The organism is Paenibacillus sp. RRE4, from assembly GCF_031844205.1.
GTDB classification, from domain to species: domain Bacteria; phylum Bacillota; class Bacilli; order Paenibacillales; family Paenibacillaceae; genus Paenibacillus; species Paenibacillus xylanexedens_B.
The window spans coordinates 2969335-2987460 of record NZ_JAUZUT010000001.1; the positions used below are offsets into that span (position 1 = coordinate 2969335).

23 protein-coding genes are annotated in these 18126 nt (G+C 46.5%); 3 read left to right on the forward strand and 20 right to left on the reverse strand.

The window, feature by feature from the left end:
• Positions 1–49: 49 nt before the first annotated feature.
• The 14 genes from nusB to spoIIIAA all read right to left on the reverse strand — a co-directional run bounded on the left by nusB (position 50) and on the right by spoIIIAA (position 10102).
• Positions 50–502, reverse strand: a complete 453-nt coding sequence (gene nusB, locus Q9R46_RS13435; protein WP_145331821.1) for a transcription antitermination factor NusB — start codon at positions 500–502, stop codon at positions 50–52.
• A gap of 215 nt (positions 503–717) precedes the next feature.
• Positions 718–951 (reverse strand): DUF2273 domain-containing protein, encoded by a 234-nt coding sequence (locus Q9R46_RS13440; RefSeq protein ID WP_090922515.1) that lies wholly within the window; start codon positions 949–951, stop codon positions 718–720.
• Positions 952–965: 14 nt separating this feature from the next.
• Positions 966–1505 carry an alkaline shock response membrane anchor protein AmaP gene (gene amaP, locus Q9R46_RS13445; RefSeq protein ID WP_090922517.1) on the reverse strand — a complete coding sequence of 180 codons (540 nt, stop codon included), beginning with the start codon at positions 1503–1505 and terminating at the stop codon, positions 966–968.
• Between the two features lie 146 nt (positions 1506–1651).
• Positions 1652–2062: an Asp23/Gls24 family envelope stress response protein gene (locus tag Q9R46_RS13450; RefSeq protein ID WP_090922519.1), complete on the reverse strand. Its 411-nt coding sequence runs from the start codon at positions 2060–2062 to the stop codon at positions 1652–1654.
• A gap of 217 nt (positions 2063–2279) precedes the next feature.
• Complete coding sequence (gene accC / locus Q9R46_RS13455) at positions 2280–3623, reverse strand: acetyl-CoA carboxylase biotin carboxylase subunit (protein WP_145331823.1); 1344 nt, start codon at positions 3621–3623, stop codon at positions 2280–2282.
• A 52-nt stretch (positions 3624–3675) separates the two neighbouring features.
• Positions 3676–4146, reverse strand: a complete 471-nt coding sequence (gene accB / locus Q9R46_RS13460) for an acetyl-CoA carboxylase biotin carboxyl carrier protein (RefSeq protein WP_145331824.1) — start codon at positions 4144–4146, stop codon at positions 3676–3678.
• A 139-nt stretch (positions 4147–4285) separates the two neighbouring features.
• Entirely contained in the window at positions 4286–5116 is an 831-nt protein-coding gene (locus tag Q9R46_RS13465; protein WP_311280379.1) for a SpoIIIAH-like family protein, read from the reverse strand.
• A gap of 67 nt (positions 5117–5183) precedes the next feature.
• Entirely contained in the window at positions 5184–5822 is a 639-nt protein-coding gene (gene spoIIIAG, locus Q9R46_RS13470; RefSeq protein WP_311280380.1) for a stage III sporulation protein AG, read from the reverse strand.
• A gap of 15 nt (positions 5823–5837) precedes the next feature.
• Positions 5838–6689, reverse strand: coding sequence for a stage III sporulation protein AF (gene spoIIIAF / locus Q9R46_RS13475; protein ID WP_311280381.1), 852 nt, complete (start codon positions 6687–6689; stop codon positions 5838–5840).
• A gap of 32 nt (positions 6690–6721) precedes the next feature.
• A complete protein-coding gene (gene spoIIIAE, locus Q9R46_RS13480) occupies positions 6722–7912 on the reverse strand; it encodes a stage III sporulation protein AE (RefSeq protein WP_145413156.1) in 1191 nt (396 codons plus the stop codon).
• A 20-nt stretch (positions 7913–7932) separates the two neighbouring features.
• Positions 7933–8322, reverse strand: a complete 390-nt coding sequence (gene spoIIIAD / locus Q9R46_RS13485) for a stage III sporulation protein AD (RefSeq protein WP_090922532.1) — start codon at positions 8320–8322, stop codon at positions 7933–7935.
• A gap of 31 nt (positions 8323–8353) precedes the next feature.
• Positions 8354–8557, reverse strand: coding sequence for a stage III sporulation protein AC (gene spoIIIAC / locus Q9R46_RS13490; RefSeq protein ID WP_017687585.1), 204 nt, complete (start codon positions 8555–8557; stop codon positions 8354–8356).
• Between the two features lie 29 nt (positions 8558–8586).
• Positions 8587–9105 (reverse strand): stage III sporulation protein SpoIIIAB, encoded by a 519-nt coding sequence (gene spoIIIAB / locus Q9R46_RS13495; protein WP_154888439.1) that lies wholly within the window; start codon positions 9103–9105, stop codon positions 8587–8589.
• The gene (spoIIIAA, locus tag Q9R46_RS13500) at positions 9098–10102 is read right to left on the reverse strand and encodes a stage III sporulation protein AA (RefSeq protein ID WP_311280382.1); all 1005 of its coding nucleotides are present in this window, start codon (positions 10100–10102) and stop codon (positions 9098–9100) included. Before spoIIIAA ends, spoIIIAB begins: the two co-directional genes overlap by 8 nt.
• Before the next feature lie 251 nt (positions 10103–10353).
• On the opposite strand from spoIIIAA, the gene Q9R46_RS13505 reads away from it, so the two are divergent.
• Positions 10354–11103: a 2-phosphosulfolactate phosphatase gene (locus Q9R46_RS13505; RefSeq protein ID WP_311280383.1), complete on the forward strand. Its 750-nt coding sequence runs from the start codon at positions 10354–10356 to the stop codon at positions 11101–11103.
• An 81-nt stretch (positions 11104–11184) separates the two neighbouring features.
• Here the strand turns inward: Q9R46_RS13505 and Q9R46_RS13510 are convergent, their stop codons facing one another.
• From Q9R46_RS13510 to Q9R46_RS13530, 5 genes are all read right to left on the reverse strand, one after another.
• Positions 11185–12438 carry an aspartate kinase gene (locus Q9R46_RS13510; protein ID WP_145331831.1) on the reverse strand — a complete coding sequence of 418 codons (1254 nt, stop codon included), beginning with the start codon at positions 12436–12438 and terminating at the stop codon, positions 11185–11187.
• A gap of 192 nt (positions 12439–12630) precedes the next feature.
• Entirely contained in the window at positions 12631–13188 is a 558-nt protein-coding gene (efp, locus tag Q9R46_RS13515) for an elongation factor P (RefSeq protein ID WP_145331832.1), read from the reverse strand.
• A gap of 42 nt (positions 13189–13230) precedes the next feature.
• Positions 13231–14304: a M24 family metallopeptidase gene (locus Q9R46_RS13520; RefSeq protein WP_311280384.1), complete on the reverse strand. Its 1074-nt coding sequence runs from the start codon at positions 14302–14304 to the stop codon at positions 13231–13233.
• A 39-nt stretch (positions 14305–14343) separates the two neighbouring features.
• A complete protein-coding gene (gene aroQ, locus Q9R46_RS13525; RefSeq protein ID WP_090922544.1) occupies positions 14344–14787 on the reverse strand; it encodes a type II 3-dehydroquinate dehydratase in 444 nt (147 codons plus the stop codon).
• Positions 14788–14864: 77 nt separating this feature from the next.
• Positions 14865–15479 carry a YqhR family membrane protein gene (locus Q9R46_RS13530; RefSeq protein ID WP_311280385.1) on the reverse strand — a complete coding sequence of 205 codons (615 nt, stop codon included), beginning with the start codon at positions 15477–15479 and terminating at the stop codon, positions 14865–14867.
• Positions 15480–15690: 211 nt separating this feature from the next.
• Between Q9R46_RS13530 and Q9R46_RS13535 the strand changes: the two genes are divergently transcribed.
• Both Q9R46_RS13535 and Q9R46_RS13540 read left to right on the forward strand, forming a co-directional pair.
• Positions 15691–16683, forward strand: a complete 993-nt coding sequence (locus tag Q9R46_RS13535) for a DUF1385 domain-containing protein (RefSeq protein WP_311280386.1) — start codon at positions 15691–15693, stop codon at positions 16681–16683.
• 5 nt (positions 16684–16688) lie between these two features.
• A complete protein-coding gene (locus Q9R46_RS13540; protein WP_311280387.1) occupies positions 16689–17027 on the forward strand; it encodes a hypothetical protein in 339 nt (112 codons plus the stop codon).
• Positions 17028–17121: 94 nt separating this feature from the next.
• Here Q9R46_RS13540 and Q9R46_RS13545 read toward each other — a convergent pair whose 3' ends face one another.
• The gene (locus Q9R46_RS13545) at positions 17122–18123 is read right to left on the reverse strand and encodes a patatin-like phospholipase family protein (RefSeq protein ID WP_311280388.1); all 1002 of its coding nucleotides are present in this window, start codon (positions 18121–18123) and stop codon (positions 17122–17124) included.
• Positions 18124–18126: the final 3 nt, after the last annotated feature.

The window sequence follows — 18126 nt, forward strand, 5'->3', positions numbered from 1 at the left end:
CCTTACAGAAAAGCTGGCTTGTCTACTCTAATCCATTCAAGATGTTGCCTTAGGACAATTTTTGCTTGATGCTATCCACTTCCTGAATCATGCGGCCAAGAACACCATTAACGAACTTGCCTGACTCATCTGTGCCAAAATACTTAGACAGCTCAATCGCTTCGTTGACCGAAACTTTGGCTGGAACGTCGTCGCGGAACACCATCTCATACGTGGACAAACGCAAAATTTGGCGGTCGACACGTGACAACCGGCTCAGCTGCCAGCCTTTCAAATAGTCCACAAGCAAACCGTCAATCGCTTCCTTATGACTCCACGCACCTTGCACCATTTCGGTAACGTAGCTGCGCATTTTTTCTTCATCACGGATTTCAACTTCGGTTTCATTCTCCTCAGCCGCTTCATTAATCAACATGTTCACCGCTTCAGCTGCGCTCACTTCGTTCATTTCCATCTGATACAGACTCTGTACTGCAATTTCCCTTGCCAAACGTCTTTTCATGTCCTGCCTCCTGCAGCGCTCGATCCCGAGCGTCATCATGCTTATTTTAAAATTCAAGAAACCACTTCATTACCCTATACAGGATACCCATGGCTCCTCTCTGATATTGCGATCTCTTTTCACAAAAAAACCTGCGACACGTTTCCTCCAAAAATCGGGCAACTCAAACTAAAGTTCTATTTTCGGAAGAAACATATTGCAGGGTTCTGATAGGCTTATTTGAACGGACGCCAGCGATCTCCAAGCCATTGTCGTAACTCTCCCCAAGGAATGAACGAGCCTAGCTTCTCATCGCTTCGTCTGCCAAATGTATACCCGATGAACACCAAAAGTGCAAAGAACAACATATCCCAAAAACCGATCCAAACATAAAGAAATCCCAATAAAATACCAAAGGCGACGCCTAGAATACGTCCCTTGTAGCTATCCCAAAGCTCTTTCCACAACATCAGTGAAACTCACCTCATTCCACGCGACTCTTGTAGTTAGGCGACTGGGTCACATTAGCGATATATACGGTTACAAAAGAAACAGGAATTCCTGTAATCTCTTGCACATGATCATGTATCGCCTTTTGCAGATCCGTAGTCAGCGCCGGAATAGGTGTCTCCCCATCCACAACAGCCCGAATCTTAATCTCCAGTCCTGACTCCACCACACGGATGCGCGCTTTGACGTCACGTACTCCACGAAAACGGGAAGTAGCCTTCAAACAGAGATTTTCAATTGTCTCCATTGAAATCTGAACATCCCCGAACTCGGTACGTTGATCCACAGAAGGTAACGAGCCACGCTCGCGGCGAATCGAGATGTAGAAAAAACGTAAACTCAGGACAAACAAAATCGCTGCCGCGACAATTGACGCAACAATAACATTTTGTTCCTGCTGGTAATTCAATTCGTATGGCAGCACACCGCTAATCAGTAAGATGACCGCTGCCGATATTGCTCCTACGCTTATGCTGTATATAAACAACAGAAGCCGATCCAGTATTTTAGCCACGAACTGCACAGCCTCCCTTGCTCACTCACATTGCTTAACTGCTGAAAAGCTTAACGTTGATCACCTTGTCCGTCTCAAGTGCATAACGAAAGACCCGTCCAAGACGGGATAACCCCCGACAGAAGTGCCGGGGGAAATCTGTCTTATTATTTTACACGTTGCGTGTTCAGGTCGATCTCTTCCACTTTTTCAGCACTCTTGAACTGAACGTCATGAATGTGAACATTCACTTCATTCACGTTCAATCCTGTCATGTTTTCAATGGAGCGCTTCACGTTTTGTTGGATTTCAGTAGCAACCTGCGGCAAACGGTATCCATATTCAATAATAACGGAAACATCCACTGCAGCTTCGCGTTGACCTACTTCAACCTTAACTCCTTTTGAAAGGTTTTTGCGGCCGAGCAATTCCGCGAATCCACCTGCGAATCCACCGCTCATTCCTGCTACTCCTTTAACTTCCACAGTTGCAAGTCCAGCAATCACTTCGATAACTTCAGGTGCGATCTGGATTTCACCGATATCCGTACGTTCAAATTCTGTCGGTAGTGTACTCATAAATGTTCAACACACCTTTCGCGAGATAAGTTTGCGGCCATCCGTCAGGGCGCCGGTTCATTTTCATAACATACAGAACCCTTCCGGTCCGGCTTTACCGGAGCTCCTGCAACCATCCGCTAAAGGGCGGGCTTATCCGATGCAGGAGACATGCGCTCTTATTATTACATACTATATCATTTGGGCTACATTATGACAAACAAGCCCAATATGACTGTTAAATCTCGTTTTCCTCGAGAAATTTAATATCAAAATCTCCGCGAATAAACGTTGGATGCTCCAAAAGTTTCTGATGGAAAGGAATTGTTGTCGAGATACCTTCAATCGCAAATTCTGCCAAAGCACGCTTCATTTTAGCGATCGCTTCATCGCGAGTTGCACCCCAAACGATCAATTTTGCAATCATGGAGTCATAAAATGGAGAGATCGTGTAACCAGGGTATGCTGCGCTGTCCACCCGAACTCCAGGGCCACCCGGTGCAAGGTAAAAACCAATCTTGCCTGGTGCAGGCATAAAGTTGCGGTCAGGATCTTCAGCGTTGATCCGGCACTCAATCGACCATCCGTTAATAACCACATCTTCCTGACGGAAAGAGAGCGGATTACCTTCGGCAACAGAGATCATTTCACGGATCAGATCAACACCTGTTACCATCTCAGTAACTGGATGTTCAACCTGAATACGAGTATTCATCTCCATAAAGTAGAACTCACCATTCGGACTAAGCAGGAATTCCAGTGTACCGGCTCCCGAATAATTAACCGCAAGTGCAGCACGCACAGCAGCTTCTCCCATGAGATTACGAACTTCCTCGTTGATCACAGGGCAAGGAGCTTCCTCAACAAGCTTCTGACGACGGCGCTGAACCGAACAATCACGCTCGCCAAGATGCACGGCATTGCCATGCTTGTCAGCCATGATCTGAATTTCAACGTGTTTCATGCCTGTCAGGAATTTCTCCAGATAGACACCGGCGTTTCCGAATGCCTTCTGAGCTTCCTGTTGTGCAGCCGTGATTTGTTTTACCAGTTGCTCTTCGTCTTCAGCGATCCGAATTCCTTTACCTCCACCGCCAGCGGTAGCTTTGATAATGACAGGATATCCGATATCACGTCCAATCATAATCGCTTCTTCGGTTGTTTCTACAAGTCCGTCCGATCCAGGGATAACAGGCACGCCTGCATCCTTCATCGTCTGTTTCGCTACAGCCTTGTCACCCATCTTGGTAATAGCTTCCGGTGAAGGACCAATGAATGTAATGTTGCAGGAATCACAGATTTCCGCAAAATCGGCATTTTCGGCCAAAAAGCCGTACCCAGGGTGGATGGCATCACATTCCGTCAAAGTAGCTACACTCATCAGGTTAGTAAAGTTAAGATAACTGTCCTTAGACAGTGTTGGTCCGATACAGTAGGCCTCGTCTGCAAGACGGACATGCAAGGAATCTTTGTCCGCTTCCGAGTAAACAGCCACTGTCGAGATGCCAAGCTCGCGGCAGGCACGAATAATGCGCACAGCAATCTCACCACGATTGGCAATCAATATTTTATGAAATTTCATTTCGTCTTTGTCCTCCTTCGAAGCTCATGCGGCTGCTATAAACCTGTAACCGTTATTCCGGTTTTACCAGGAACAGAGGCTGTCCGTATTCGACAAGCTGTCCATTTTCAACCAGCACTTCAACGATTTCTCCCTTGATGTCCGCGTCAAGCTCGTTCATCAGTTTCATGGCTTCGATGATGCATACCGTTGTTTTCTCAACAACTTTATCACCCACACTCACAAAAGAACCGGCTTCCGGTGAGGAAGCTCTGTAAAATGTACCTACCATCGGAGATACAATTTTATGTAAATGACTTGTTGTATCGGCTTGTGGAGCAGCCTCACTCACAACTGCTGCAGCTGCAGGTTGTACCTGCGGAGTAGCAATCACTTGCGGTTGTACGGCAGCAGCCTGTACGAACTCCGTTTTACCCGGTTTGCGAATCGACAAACGTGATCCTTCATTTTCAATTTCCAATTCCTGAACAGAACTTTCATCAACCAATTTGATCAGTTCTTTAATTTCGCTCAATTTAAACATTTCCATTATTCACTCCTTCGGCATCATGCCAGTCTCACGAGGACGGTCATATGGCTTTTAGTATTATATCATAATCATTAAAAATGGAAAGAGCCCGAGAGTCGAACAAGCTCCCGGGGCTTCCTTATCACATTTCCGATTACTGTTCCGTGACGTATTGCACACTGATTTTGTTCTGTGAAACAGACAATTCTTTCATAACCAGATCAACAATAGAAACCGCCTGTTTAACGTCAAGTTTGTCACTCAGAACCACCACTTTGTACTTGTCAGCCTCTTCTTGAACGACTGCATTTTCAAATTGTTGGGAAAGTGTTTCTTCAATACCTGTAATTTTGGCTTCTTTATCTTCAAGTGCTCGGAGTTGCTCTGTTGCTTTTGCATTTTCTTCCGGTGTTTTACTAAGATCTCCTGCAATGGTCATCAATTCCTCGTACTTGCGGTTGTTACTCTCCTCGCGTTGCCACTGGTAATTCTGGAACTGACTGCTTGCCGACACAGCCGTATTTTGCTGTTCCATTTCCTTCAGCACTTCTTCATCCGTTTTAGCAGCAGTCCCCTCTGTTTTCCCTTCCGTTTCCGGGGTAGTCGCCGCTCCTTTTTCCGCACTACTTTCTGACCTTTGGTCCGTTTCTCCTTCTTTGCTGCCTGGTTCAGTAGCAGGTGTTTTTTCTGCGCTTCCCGCTTCCTTACCTTCTGCGCCAGTTGTGTTTTCAGCCGGATTTGCCGCACCGGAATCACCCGTAACCTCTCCGCTGTTCACGACCTCGTTGATGACCAGACCTTCTGTTGGATCAAGAATACCCGCTGTCTCCTTTGCCTCGCCTTGTTTCATCGCATCGACTTGCTGACTGTCAGCCACAGGGGGATTAACGGGCCCGGAATCTTCAGTGAACAGATAATATGCGGACAAGATAACCATCAGACTCAGCATGGAAACGAGCCATATTGTTTGACGTTTGTTATTCATATAGAATATCCTCCTCGAAATGGGGTTGATTCTGACAACACATCTCTTCTTAATCATTATTCAAAGCTTAATCCTGCTTGCGCGGAACAACCGAGATCCGGTAAGCCGCTACGTTCAAGCCTTTTTCAACGGCATCTGTAATCAGGTCTTTCACAACCTTGTTCTCTGCACCTTTTGCCACCACCAGCACTCCGCGGATTTGCGGTTTCAGCTTTTTCGTGACAATAGGTGTCTGATCCCCTGATAATTCATACGTAATGATCTCACCGTCACGGGTATATTGCGTCATATGTCGTTTACCGCCATTGGCATCCGTCTCTTCGGTAAGCTGCTGTGAATCTTTGACGTTCCGCTGCACCACGAGTTCTTCCGTAGAATCCACGGTAACCATTACATCCACAGTGCCTACACCAACGATATTTTCCAGCACACCTTTGATCTTGTCTTCAAATGCCATTTCAATCGCCTGAAAAGGGTTTTCTTCCAACAAACCATTTTGCATCGTCGACATGGAAGTAGCTTGTTCTGGTGGTTCACGACCGATGTTTTCAGAATCGATCTTTTTGACGTTGACAAAGGAATTAAAGAGCATGATGCCCACACCGATCAGTCCCAAAATGATTAACCACCGTAAGGTTTGACTGCGCTTCGCACCACCTTCACCGCCACCCATCCACCTTTCCAGCTTTTTGAACCAGTGTTTCATCGGATCGCCTCCTTTTCAGAGCACTTCTGCATTTTTTGTCTCCGTTACTCGTACCTGGCTCGCATCAACTTCCCACTTCTCTTTGAGCAATGTGATGATTTGTACTGCGTGTTCAGACCGTGAAACACTAGTTTGCTTAACGTTTGAATCTTCACTATCATTCCGGGTAACGGAGGGTTCGGATGCTTGATTAGAAGCTACCTGATCTCTCTTTGGTTGCTCGGATCGCTGCCCGTTTGACTCAATCTGTATATTCTTAATTTCAACTGGATCAATCTGCACAGGTTGAGTACTCGGGTAATTTTCATCATGTTCTAACGAATCTTTTGTTTCTGTCATCGGGTTGCTACTCACAGGTTCAGCCACATCGGAATCCTGTCTCGAATCACCCTTTCCACTTGCTAGTTGCACCTCCACATGCTGAATGACAGGCAGTTCAACAGAAGTGGTTGCTTGGGTATCCGAATTTGATTTCTTCATCGCCAGTTGTACCTCAACCGACTGAACCTTTGCTCCAGTTGTTTCTTCAATCTGACCTTTCATGACATTGGCGAGCTCCTTTGCCGTCCACTTCAGAGACTGCTGTTGTTCGTTCGCCTGCATCCGCCTTCCCTGAGCCAGAATCTGCTCCAGTGTGGCTTGCCCATCAGGAGGGGCATCCATTGCGGTCATGGCACGTTTCAGTTCGCCTACCGGATCACTTTTCAGCAGTTTGGTGATGGGGGATAACAGGGTCAGCAGGATGAGAAGGCTCAGCACAAGCTTGACGTACCGCTCCATAGAACGATTCGGAAGCAGCATATCTACAAACGTTGCCAGCAAAACGATCATGATCAGATCCTGTAGCCAGTTGCTCAGCCACCCCATCCTCTCCAGCCCCTTTCCCTGCAGACAGGTAGTTAACGCATCATCACAGTCAGATTCCCTGCGGTCAGCAGAATCGTAATCGCCAGGAAAAACATGAGTCCAACCGCGGCCAGTGCCGCGAACACATAAATCATGCTTTTACCAATCGCTTGCAGGCAGTCTACAATCGGCGTCTCTCCCAGCGGTTGCATAATTGCTCCGGTCACGTTATAGATCAAGGCCAGCGCCAGAATCTTGATCGCCGGGAACGCACACAGGAACAAGATAATAATGACACCTGTCAGTCCGATTGCATTTTTGACAAGCAACGATGCCGTGATCACGGTATCCGTCGCATCTGCAAATGTCCTCCCTACAACGGGTACAAAGTTCCCTGCAATGTATTTGGCTGCCTTCAAACTGACACCATCGGCAACCGATCCCGAAGCTCCCTGTACCGAAATAACCCCCAGAAACATCGTCAGCAGAATGCCCAGCAAGGCTACACTGATGTTTCGCAAAAGATCAGCCATTTGTGTCAATTTGTATTTATCCGAAAGCGAGCTCACCAGATGCAACACAGCCGAGAAGAAGAGAAGCGGGAATACCAGCAGATGGATCAGCGTACTTACGAGATGAATCATGAAAATAATTAGCGGGTGCGTCACCGAAACGGTAACGACATTACCCATCGAAGCGAGCAGTGTGAACAGAAGTGGAACCATCGCCATCATAAAGTTGATCATGCTGGATATAGCCTCTTTTGCATAACCAATCGCTACGCTAAAGCTGTTGATTGCGATGATAATGATGACCAGATAACAGATGGCATAAGCAATTTTACTAATGTTATTTTTCTCAAATGCAGTCTGTAGCGTCTCCAGAATCATGCTCAGCACCGTTAACATTACGATCGTGACCAAAAGTTTGCCGTTATATAAAATTTCATGCAACATAAACGTGCCAATCGCCGAAAATACCGATTTCAGACTGAATCCTTCATTCCCGGGAATTAACATATCCATGAACGATGGCGTTTTGCCTTCTGGGAAAAAACCACCGTACTGTTTCATCAGTTGATCCCAATATTTCTCCACTTGATCCTTCGGAAGCTGATCAGCCTGCTGCTCTATCCACTCGTTTGAAGGTGTCGTGGCTACAACCTGTCCAATTACACCGAACATGAAACATATCATCAGCACAATGATGAGGCGCCAGCGCGGCTTGTTATGCATCAATTTCATCAGTTATCCGCCCGCCCTTTCTACACTGGCATCAGTTTCATCACGGTTTCGATAATGATGCTAATGATCGGAATCGCGAGTACAAGAATCAGCACTTTGCCAGCCAGTTCAATCTTGGATGCGATGCTCTCTTGCCCAGCATCTCTGACAATCTGTGCACCGAATTCAGCAATGTAAGCAATGCCGATAATCTTTAATACCGTTTTCAGATAGATGCTCTCCATACCGGAATTTTCAGCAAGTCGCTTCAGCACTTCGATGACTGTGCCAATTTTCCCAATCAACAGCATAAAAATCACTACACCAGTGGCTGCCGCGATCAGAAAGGCAAACATCGGCTTTTGTTCCTTAATGACTAAAATCAGTACGGTTGCAATGAGTGCCAGACCAACAACTTGAATAATCTCCACGGGTCACCACCATCCGGCTTCATGACCGATTTCATTGAAAAAGAAATATGGATTTAATCTCTTGTAGCAGGCTGTCCAGCATTCGAACAACCATGAACAGTACAACGACAAATCCGATTACGGTCACCCAGTGAGCCATATCTTCCTTTCCCATTTGTTTCAATACGGTATGAATCATCGCTATAATGATTCCAATGCCCGCAATTTGAAAGATTGCGTTCACTTCTAAATTCATGACCTTGGCACCTCGCTATCCCGGCTATTTCAGAAGATCAGTATGACGATTAACGCTCCGACAAGCATCCCCAGGCTGCGGCTCATTCGTTCGTACTTCACTTGATCGGCCTGTGCGCGGGATTCCTCATGCATAAGTTGCTGAATGGCTAACGAAATATGTTTGGTCTGATCTTGACGATCACTGGTGCCAAGGCTGTAACTCAACTGTAGCATGACCTCCCGCTCGTCTGATTTCATCGCTGATTTCCCCCATGCCTCCTCCACACCGGCTTGCAGACTCTCCCTGGCTGTAAGGCCATGTGGGGGTTCCATCTGTGTGGAGGCGTGTAAAAAAAGAGTTCTCACCGGCTCTTTGGTCTGGGCCCCCATTTTGTTCATCGCATCAGGCAGCGGCGTTAAGCCGTAATTAATCTCTGTCATCAGCCGCTGCAGGGCCGCAATCAACTCACGTAGCTGCCTTGGCCGCAATGCATATTGCCTCGCCTTGTGAAAACCAGCGAGAGTGCTTGCTAGCAGGATCAGCAGGGCGCCAAGCATATTAAGCAAAGGCTTCACCTCCTGACCCGGTCTGTTGCAGCCCTCTCATCTTGCCATCGGACAGTCGAAAGCTCATGCCTTTGCTCGTCCGCTGCAGCTGCACATAACGCTGAAACATCTGCTCGGCAATCAGTGTTTTCAAGGCAGGCCTTGCAGATAGTTCAGCCAGATCCCGTGCGTGGGCTGTCGCGATGACAGAAACTCCTGCGTGCAGAGCCTCCATAACCGCCTCGGCATCCTCCGGCCGCCCAATCTCGTCCACAATCAGAACGTCCGGTGACATGGAACGAAGCATCATCATCATGCCTTCCGCCTTAGGGCATCCATCCATAACGTCAGTGCGCGGCCCTACATCGAAGCTAGGAACACCTTTATAGCTTCCCGCTATCTCGGAACGTTCATCTACAATGCCCACTTTTAGTCGCGGGCGTATCCCCTGCCTCAGTTCACCACCAGCTGTCAGTTTCGTTCCGTTACTGATCTGCCTTGCCAAGTCTCGCAGTAACGTTGTTTTGCCTTGCTGCGGTGGAGATAGTATCAGGGTATGCATCACCTGTCCGTTCCTCATATCTAGCAGGTATGGAAGAATCGGGTCAGCCACACCTTGCACTTCCCGGGCAACACGAACGTTAAATCCGTTGATATCCCGCAAATATTCTACACGCCCTCCACTGAGCACCGTCCGGCCAGCAAGTCCGATTCGATGCCCTCCCGGGATGGTGATAAATCCTTTTCGTAATTCTTCTTCCAACGTATAGAGCGAATGATTGCTTATGAGATCAAGCAGTCTGTGCGTTACTTCTTTCAGAGGAACATATGCTTCCTCTGGTTTTCCCGTTGGTATACCTTCCGGGGTGAGAAAGTGATAGTTGTGGCCTGCATTAATTTCCAGCGGCCTGCCTTCTCGAATACGGATTTCCTCAACTTGTTCCAATAAGGTGGGCGGCATTCTGCCCAGAATGGTACGGATGGGTTCCGGAAAAAGATCCCTCCATTTCACTTTCATGAGTAGGCTCCTCCAACTTGATTAATTTCATCTCTAATGCTTGTTCATATCTCAAGTTTATGCCTGTACATTCATTTTATGACGCTGAAATCTATCAATTCTTCAAGGTCGATGAATGAGAGCCAAAACTCATAGACATCTTGTTCTAGGCACCTGTCTAGACATTCATGCATATAGTGCTTGCAAACAGATGGACTGTTCCACTGAGAAACCAATGCTCGATCCCGAGGCACAAAAAGGAGTTGTGGGGTGTGCGTGTTGACGTTGTAGGTAATGTAAATGAAGTACGAACGATAGATATTGAAGGGCGAAGTGTGGTTGTTATTGATGTTTTGCGAACAACAAGCACAATTGTGACCGCGCTTGCCCATCATGCTACAGGAGTTATTGCTATGGAGACTGTTCCGCAAGCCAAACAGATGTTGGTAGGAAACAGTATTAGGGGAGGGGAACGCTTTGACAAAAAAATAACCGGATTCGATGCGGGTAATTCCCCCTATGAATATATGAGTGGTGACATCGCGGAAAAAGTCATTATCCTCACCACAACAGATGGTACACGAGCTCTGATCAAGGCATCCAGAGCCAGACATATACTTGCCGGAGCATTGTTAAATGTTAGAGCGGTTGCTTCCGCTCTACTGGAATTACAACGGGATATTTTGTTGTTATGTGCCGGAGAGCAGGATGAGTTTGCTTTGGAGGACGGCCTATGTGCCGGATGTATTATTGAAGAATTGTATCGTCAGACCCGTTCGCCGCTGCAACTGAATGATCTCGGTATCATCCTGCATCAGGCCGTGTCTCAATCTCATGATCGCATCACAGATCTGGTTCGCACATCAGCCAGTGCACGCAGACTGAATAAACTGGGGATGATGCATGATGTGACCTATTGTTCACAATTAAATCTCCTGGATTGTGTACCTGAGATGATGGAGGGCAATGAACTAAAACCTTACCAGAAATTACGAGGGAGGAACGTGTGCAGACGACTGTAGTTACAAATAAAAGAGGTGAACGTTTGCCCACTGGCAACGTACACCTCTTTTATTTATGCGTTTTTTTATCATTTACATCAATTATCTACGTACTTGAGGTCCACCAATGACAGCTTGCTCTGCTGTATCGAGATCATACGCTGTGTGCAATGCTTTAATTACATCATGCAGTTTCTCTCCATCAATAACGCAGGACACCTTAATCTCTGAAGTGCTTACCATCTTGATGCTTACACCTTCACCAGAGATCACTTTGAACATCTTAGCAGCTACACCTGGATGACTCACCATACCCGCACCAACAATCGAGATTTTAACCAGGTTTTCTTCGGAATTCACTTCACGATAAGGCAGACGACTGTGCAAACCTTCAATGACACGAAGTGCCTTCTCACGATCAGACAAGGCAACCGAGAAGGAGAAGTCCGCTTTGCCGTCCTGAACTCCGCTCTGTACGATAATATCCACGTCCAGTTGCTCACTAGCCAGTTCGCCAAATACTTCGGCAAGGACACCAGGGACATCGGGTACACCCAAAATACTGATGCGAGCTACGTTTTTGTCATACGCGATTCCACTTACTACTACTCCTTGTTCCATTGCCGCTTCCTCCTTCACAACCGTTCCTTCATTATGGTTAAAGCTTGATCTTACAATCAGGGGTACACCGGAATGCTTCGCGTACTCCACCGCACGTGGATGCAATACCGCCGCTCCCAGATTCGCAAGCTCCAGCATTTCGTCGTAAGATATTTCCTTCAGTTTGCGTGCCACCTTGACGATCCTTGGATCTGTAGAATAGATTCCGTCCACATCCGTATAGATCTCGCAAGCATCTGCCTGAATAGCTGCTGCCAGTGCAACCGCTGTCGTATCCGAACCACCGCGGCCCAGTGTAGTGATCTCTCCGTCTTCCGTCATGCCTTGGAAACCAGCTACGATAACGATATTGCCTTCAGCGAGCGCAGATTTGACACGCTCAGGACGGATATCCTGAATCCGGGCTTTACCGTGAACCGGTTCTGTTCGGAAACCGGCTTGCCATCCTGTAAAAGATACGGCCTTGCGTCCAAGTGCCTGAATGGCCATGGATAATAAGGAGATCGAAATTTGTTCCCCTGTCGTCAACAACATATCCATTTCACGAGCAGGCAAATCACTGTTTAGCAACTTCGCCTGATCAATCAAATCATCTGTAGTATCTCCCATGGCCGAAACCACAACGACACATTGATGTCCTTCATCTGCTTTTTCTACAACACGTCCGGCTACACGCTTCATGCGTTCTGTATCTCCGACCGAACTGCCCCCAAATTTCATGACGTACAATGACAACGCAAATCCACTCCCTACCTTGTGCAATATGCATCAATTGATATCTTTCGTCATTATTCTCTACGAGAAATGACTTTAACCCAGTATATTACGAAAGCGCCTGATAGGCTAATCTTTTTTCAAAAAAACCCTCTGCCATATTCATGGCAAAGGGTTTTCAATTCTTGCATTAAAGCTTACAGCAAGTGAAAGTTACGCACGGGAAGAGTATTTACCTTCGCGTGTATCAATCAGAAGCACGTCGCCTTCATTGATGAACAAAGGAACTTGTACATTCAGACCTGTTTCCACTTTCGCATTTTTCGTAGCGCCTTGTGCTGTGTTACCTTTAACGCCTGGCTCTGTTTCAATAACTTTCAGCTCAACGCTTGTAGGCAGGTCGATACCCAGGATTTCACCTTGGTAACTCACGATTTTCACGTTCATGTTTTCTTTCAGGAAGTTCAATTCCCACTCCAGTTGATCGCTAGTCAGCGTGAATTGATCGTATGTTTCGTTATCCATAAATGTGTGCTCAGACCCACTTGCATACAGGTAAGATACGCCGCGGTTTTCGATAATTGCACGCGCAATCGTTTCACCTGCACGGAATGTACGTTCAACGGTATTACCGTTACGCAGGTTTTTCAATTTGGAACGTACGAATGCAGCACCTTTACCTGGTTTTACGTGTTGAAAGTCAATTACAGTAAAGATGTCTCCATCTACTTCTACGGTCAAACCTGTTTTAAAATCGTTAACTGAAATCACAAAAAATCCCTCCTGAATATAATTAAAAAGTATGTTCGTATGTTAGCCAATAACGGTGAACTTTTTGTCCGATTTCGTAAGAATATGAATACCTGACTCGGTAATCACAACGTCATCTTCAATTCGTACGCCGCCAAGTCCATCAATATAAATCCCCGGCTCAACCGTAACCACCATACCCGGTTTCAACACATCATCGCTAAGCTTGGACAGACGCGGAGCTTCATGAACCTCCATACCCAGACCATGGCCTGTGCTGTGCCCAAACTGTTCTCCATATCCATAGCTTGCAATGATATCCCGAGCAAGTGCATCCGCTTCGCGTCCGGTCATACCTGGTTTCAGGTTCTCCAGCGTATGTAGTTGTGCTTCCAGTACAATGTCGTAAATCTTACGCAGTTCAGGTACAGGATTACCTGTTGCAATCGTACGTGTCAGATCTGAACAGTATCCGTCCAGCAACGCACCAAAGTCAAACGTGATCAGTTCGTCCTGTCCGATTACTTTGCTACTTGCAACGCCGTGAGGCATGGCAGAACGTTCACCCGAAGCGACAATGGTGTCAAAGGAGGAGCTTGTTGCCCCATGCTTGCGCATGAAGAATTCCATTTCAAGATCCACTTCACGTTCAGTCATTCCCGGTTTCGCAAATTGCAAAACGTGGCTGAATGTGGCATCTGCCAAATCTGCGGCACGCTGCATCACCGCAATTTCGTCTGCATCCTTGAACATCCGAAGCTGCTCAACAATGCCGGATACTGCTGTAAGTTTAACCGATTGCAACGATTCCGCATAGGAAGCATGCGTACCAAATGTGACCGAATCCTGTTCGAAGCCAACTTCGTTGATATTCGCTGCAACCAGCAAATCACGTACAGAATCCATCGGTTTTACACTGTGCTCTACCACGTTGAAACCTTGGGCTTGCGTGGATGCCTGTGCCATATAACGGAAATCAGTAAGCAAATAAGCTTCCTGTTCAGTAATAAGCACATATCCTGCCGAACCAGTAAATCCCGTCATATAACGGCGGTTAATCGGATTTGTAATCAGCATTGCTCTGAGTTCACGCCCGGCCATGGCCTCACGTAACTTGTGTACTCGTTTGTTTTCCATCGGTAACCCTTCTTTCTCTCACATTCCCGGGTTCCCGGCTCAGGTTTGTTTGTCCAGATGACGCACGAGAGCCAGCAATCCCAGTTCATAGCTTACTTCGCCAAATCCGGCAATTTGCCCGATCGTTTCTGCTGCTAGCACTGAATGATGTCTGAACGCTTCGCGTGCATGAATGTTGGATAGATGAACCTCCACGGTAGGAACTTTCACGGCATTGATTGCATCACGTATCGCATAACTGTAATGAGTAAAAGCCCCGGCATTCAGCATGATCCCGTCTGCCTCACCCATTGCGGCATGAATACGGTCAATAATGTCTCCTTCATGGTTGGATTGATAAAAAGCGATGGAGACGCCCAATTCTTCAGCCTGTCTGCGAATTTTGTCTTCAATATCCTTCAGACTAAGCGTTCCATAGATACCTGGTTCACGAACACCAAGCATGTTCAGGTTCGGGCCATTGATCACAATAATTCGTTTCATCGCTGCTCCACCCTCTCTGCAAATAACCATCTGCTATTTTAACACAGCCATTACCGGATTGAGAAGCTTTTTTGCGTCTAGGCTCCTGCGTGCTCTGGCTCCCGTTTCCTTTCGTCGGTGTACTCCATCGCTACGGTGTAACCTATGAACAGCCCCCAAAGAAGGAATAAACAAATTTCCGTGAAAATTGAATCCCATGTCAATTGATTTAACGGTTTCATCATTCCGAGTTTAGGCCCAAGCAGGATAAAGAGGATCACCCACCAGACGACCCCATACACCATGCCGGGAAACGGCCCTTTTAATTTTCGAATGGTAAAGGCATATAACAGTGACGCAAAGATGGAAAACACGATAAAACATAACCAACCTGTCAAGTGACCTGCCGGCGTATAAATATATTTATGCTTGAAAAAAGGCTCCGCCAGAAAACCCACGGGTACAACGGTAAAATGCAGAAAATGAAATAGCCAGTGGATGCCGCCCCAAATTAACCCGGCAAAGAACCCCAGCTCCAGCGCAAAAGAAAAAGGATTTGTGAAATAATGCGCATCTCCCTGCTTTGGCACGGAGCGCCGTTTTGTCACGTCTTCGTCACGTTCTCGCGGATGTTGCCGCTTTGTGCGCCGATCCGTTTTACCTTCGTGATTATGATTCATTAATACGTCCTCATGAGTATGATCCGTCATCATAAATGTCCCCTTCTTCGCAAGATGATCTCGCAGGCATGCTAGATATTTTCTCACAGTTCTAGGGCGTAGTATGTTCAAAACAGGACAATCTTAACAGCAACACTTGCCTTTTCTCTCGTAAACTAGAAATTGCTCTCCAAATTCGATACAATAAGGATATTAAACTGCCTTTGATTGTAAAGGCCTAGAACAGAATAGGAAGGTGAATAATTTGCCTCAACAATCCAAGCCTGTCAGCTACGGGGGGCAAGCTGTCATTGAGGGCGTAATGTTTGGCGGCAAACACGTCAACGTTACGGCTGTTCGTAGAAAAGACGGCGAAATTACGTATCTGGAAGTTCCCAAGCAAGACAAGACCTGGGTCATGAAATTGCGGCGGATTCCTTTATTACGCGGAATTGTCAGCATTATAGATTCAAGTGTCAAAGGCAGCAAACATCTTAATTACTCTGCTGACGCTTATGCTGATGATGAACTCGAACCTGAAGAAAAAGCCAAACAACAAGAGAAACAAGGAAGTGGCTGGAGCCTTAGCATGATTATCGGTGTAACCGCAGTCGCCATACTTTCTTTCCTTTTCGGCAAAATTGTACTGACGTTGCTTCCTGTCGTGATCGAGGACTTCTTATTTAAAAATGTATTCGACAATCAATTTCTGCATAATGTATTGGAAGGTGTCATCAAACTGATCTTGTTACTGGCTTATCTGTGGTTAATCTCACAGACACCGATGATTAAACGCCTGTTTCAATACCACGGAGCAGAGCATAAAGTCATAAGTGCATACGAAGCTGGCGAAGAACTTACACCGGAAAATGTTCAGAAGTACAGCAGGTTACATTACCGCTGTGGTAGTAGCTTTATCATGTTGACTGTGATCATCGGTATTTTCTTGTACTCCGTATTCACTTACGATAATTTATGGGAACGGATGGGACAACGTCTGCTCTTGTTGCCAGTCGTACTAGGTATTTCGTTCGAGCTACTCAAGATTACAAATTCGCTTCGTGATATTCCTGTGTTGCGTTATCTGGGATACCCCGGCCTGTGGCTGCAATTGCTTACGACCAAAGAACCTACGAACGCTCAAGTGGAAGTTTCCATTGCGTCTTTCAATCGCATGCTTGAACTGGACGCCAAACTTGCCAACGTTTCCACCGCAACGGAAGTTCCTGTAGCATCACTTGATCCTGTGAAAGGGTGAATGAAATGAATAAGCAGGCTATTGTATTTTGGGCATTCATTGTACTGGCTGCTCTTGGGGTTATCAGTTTTATGACTAGAGCCTCATTGTCCAGTATTCTCATCCCTCTGATCGTGTTCGGAGTTGTGTTCCTGCTGTACAAATTCCCGCCTGCCCGTTGGTCACGAAAAGCCAAAACACCAAAGATCAAACCTTCGGCTAAAACGATGGCTAAAGTGAACGCACAGAACAATGTCAATACCAGAAAGAGCAGTTCATCCAAGAAACGCAAGGACTATCCCTTTCAGGTCATTCAGGGTCAAAAAGGAAAGAGCAACGACGAGGATATTCCCAAGTATCACTAAGTTGTCTGTACTGGAGGCTCTATTCCGGTTTTACGGTAAAAATAAAATCCAAAAAGCAATTCTCCATCATACGGAGAATTGCTTTTTTTAGTCTTTATATCGAGATCAGCGGCGGTGCATCCGCCTGTTTCTTTCGCATTTCTTTCCGTTGCTTTTCCAATTGCTCGTTGTACATCTTCATATTCCATGTGGTGAAAAATTCCAGGCCGGAGGCCACTCCTGAGCGATATAAGTTCGTACTGTCTTGAACGGAGAGATTAAATTGTGTCGGTTTAATACCAAGCGTAGGAATTTTGACCGTACGGAATCGGTTAATCTGCTCAATGTAACGCTCATCGTGAGCTGTTAACATGGTCTCGACAAGCGCTTGCAACATAGTCAAAGGTCCTTTAATTCGTGCAGGTTCTACTTCTGTCTTGCCTACCATTTTAAAACCGACTACTGGAATGATCTCTCCCCCTGATTCAGAGCGTTCTCCATCAAACAACCACAGTGGAAAGTTACTCAGTAGTCCTCCATCCACAACATACACAAACTGATCTTGGAAAGGCAGCCCCTTGGACATCATCGGCGATTTCCGAATAATGACAGGATCGAAAAAATACGGAATGCTGCAACTCATACGTACAGCTTTAGCAACCTCAAGCTTTGCCGGTTCAATACCAAAGCGCCGGATATCGTCGGGCAAAACGAGAATATTTCCGTTAGAAATATCCGATGCGGTAATGAGCAACTTTCCAGGTGGCAAATCAGCGAAGGTTCGTATTCCTTTTTGTGCCAGCATTTTGCGTATCCATGATTCCAGAGCCTCACCTGAATATAAACCTTTTTTCAAAAACATCCTTGTTGCCGGACCGATCCAGCGTGTATTAAATATAGGCGACCGTTGCAGTAGCGATGCAAACGGCGTACTCTCAATAATTACTTTCATCTCCTCGGCCCGGTAACCTGCAGCCAGTAGGGCAGCAACAATCGAACCGGATGATGTACCAGCAACTCGGTTGAATTGCACTCCGCAGTCCTGTGCTCCCTGTACAGCTCCTGCAAGGGAAATTCCTTTTACGCCTCCACCTTCAAAAACGCCATTAATTAACACAAC

Coding starts and splice junctions, on each gene's coding strand:
- Q9R46_RS13520 (WP_311280384.1), bottom strand. CDS start 14,304: ATGGAAAACAAACGAGTACACAAGTTACGTGAGGCCATGGCCGGGCGT.
- Q9R46_RS13465 (WP_311280379.1), bottom strand. CDS start 5,116: ATGAATAACAAACGTCAAACAATATGGCTCGTTTCCATGCTGAGTCTG.
- Q9R46_RS13530 (WP_311280385.1), bottom strand. CDS start 15,479: ATGATGACGGATCATACTCATGAGGACGTATTAATGAATCATAATCAC.
- accC (WP_145331823.1), bottom strand. CDS start 3,623: ATGAAATTTCATAAAATATTGATTGCCAATCGTGGTGAGATTGCTGTG.
- spoIIIAF (WP_311280381.1), bottom strand. CDS start 6,689: ATGGGGTGGCTGAGCAACTGGCTACAGGATCTGATCATGATCGTTTTG.
- spoIIIAA (WP_311280382.1), bottom strand. CDS start 10,102: ATGAAAGTGAAATGGAGGGATCTTTTTCCGGAACCCATCCGTACCATT.
- nusB (WP_145331821.1), bottom strand. CDS start 502: ATGAAAAGACGTTTGGCAAGGGAAATTGCAGTACAGAGTCTGTATCAG.
- spoIIIAG (WP_311280380.1), bottom strand. CDS start 5,822: ATGAAACACTGGTTCAAAAAGCTGGAAAGGTGGATGGGTGGCGGTGAA.
- spoIIIAE (WP_145413156.1), bottom strand. CDS start 7,912: ATGAAATTGATGCATAACAAGCCGCGCTGGCGCCTCATCATTGTGCTG.
- accB (WP_145331824.1), bottom strand. CDS start 4,146: ATGTTTAAATTGAGCGAAATTAAAGAACTGATCAAATTGGTTGATGAA.
- aroQ (WP_090922544.1), bottom strand. CDS start 14,787: ATGAAACGAATTATTGTGATCAATGGCCCGAACCTGAACATGCTTGGT.
- Q9R46_RS13440 (WP_090922515.1), bottom strand. CDS start 951: ATGTTGTGGAAAGAGCTTTGGGATAGCTACAAGGGACGTATTCTAGGC.
- Q9R46_RS13540 (WP_311280387.1), top strand. CDS start 16,689: ATGAATAAGCAGGCTATTGTATTTTGGGCATTCATTGTACTGGCTGCT.
- spoIIIAC (WP_017687585.1), bottom strand. CDS start 8,557: ATGAATTTAGAAGTGAACGCAATCTTTCAAATTGCGGGCATTGGAATC.
- Q9R46_RS13450 (WP_090922519.1), bottom strand. CDS start 2,062: ATGAGTACACTACCGACAGAATTTGAACGTACGGATATCGGTGAAATC.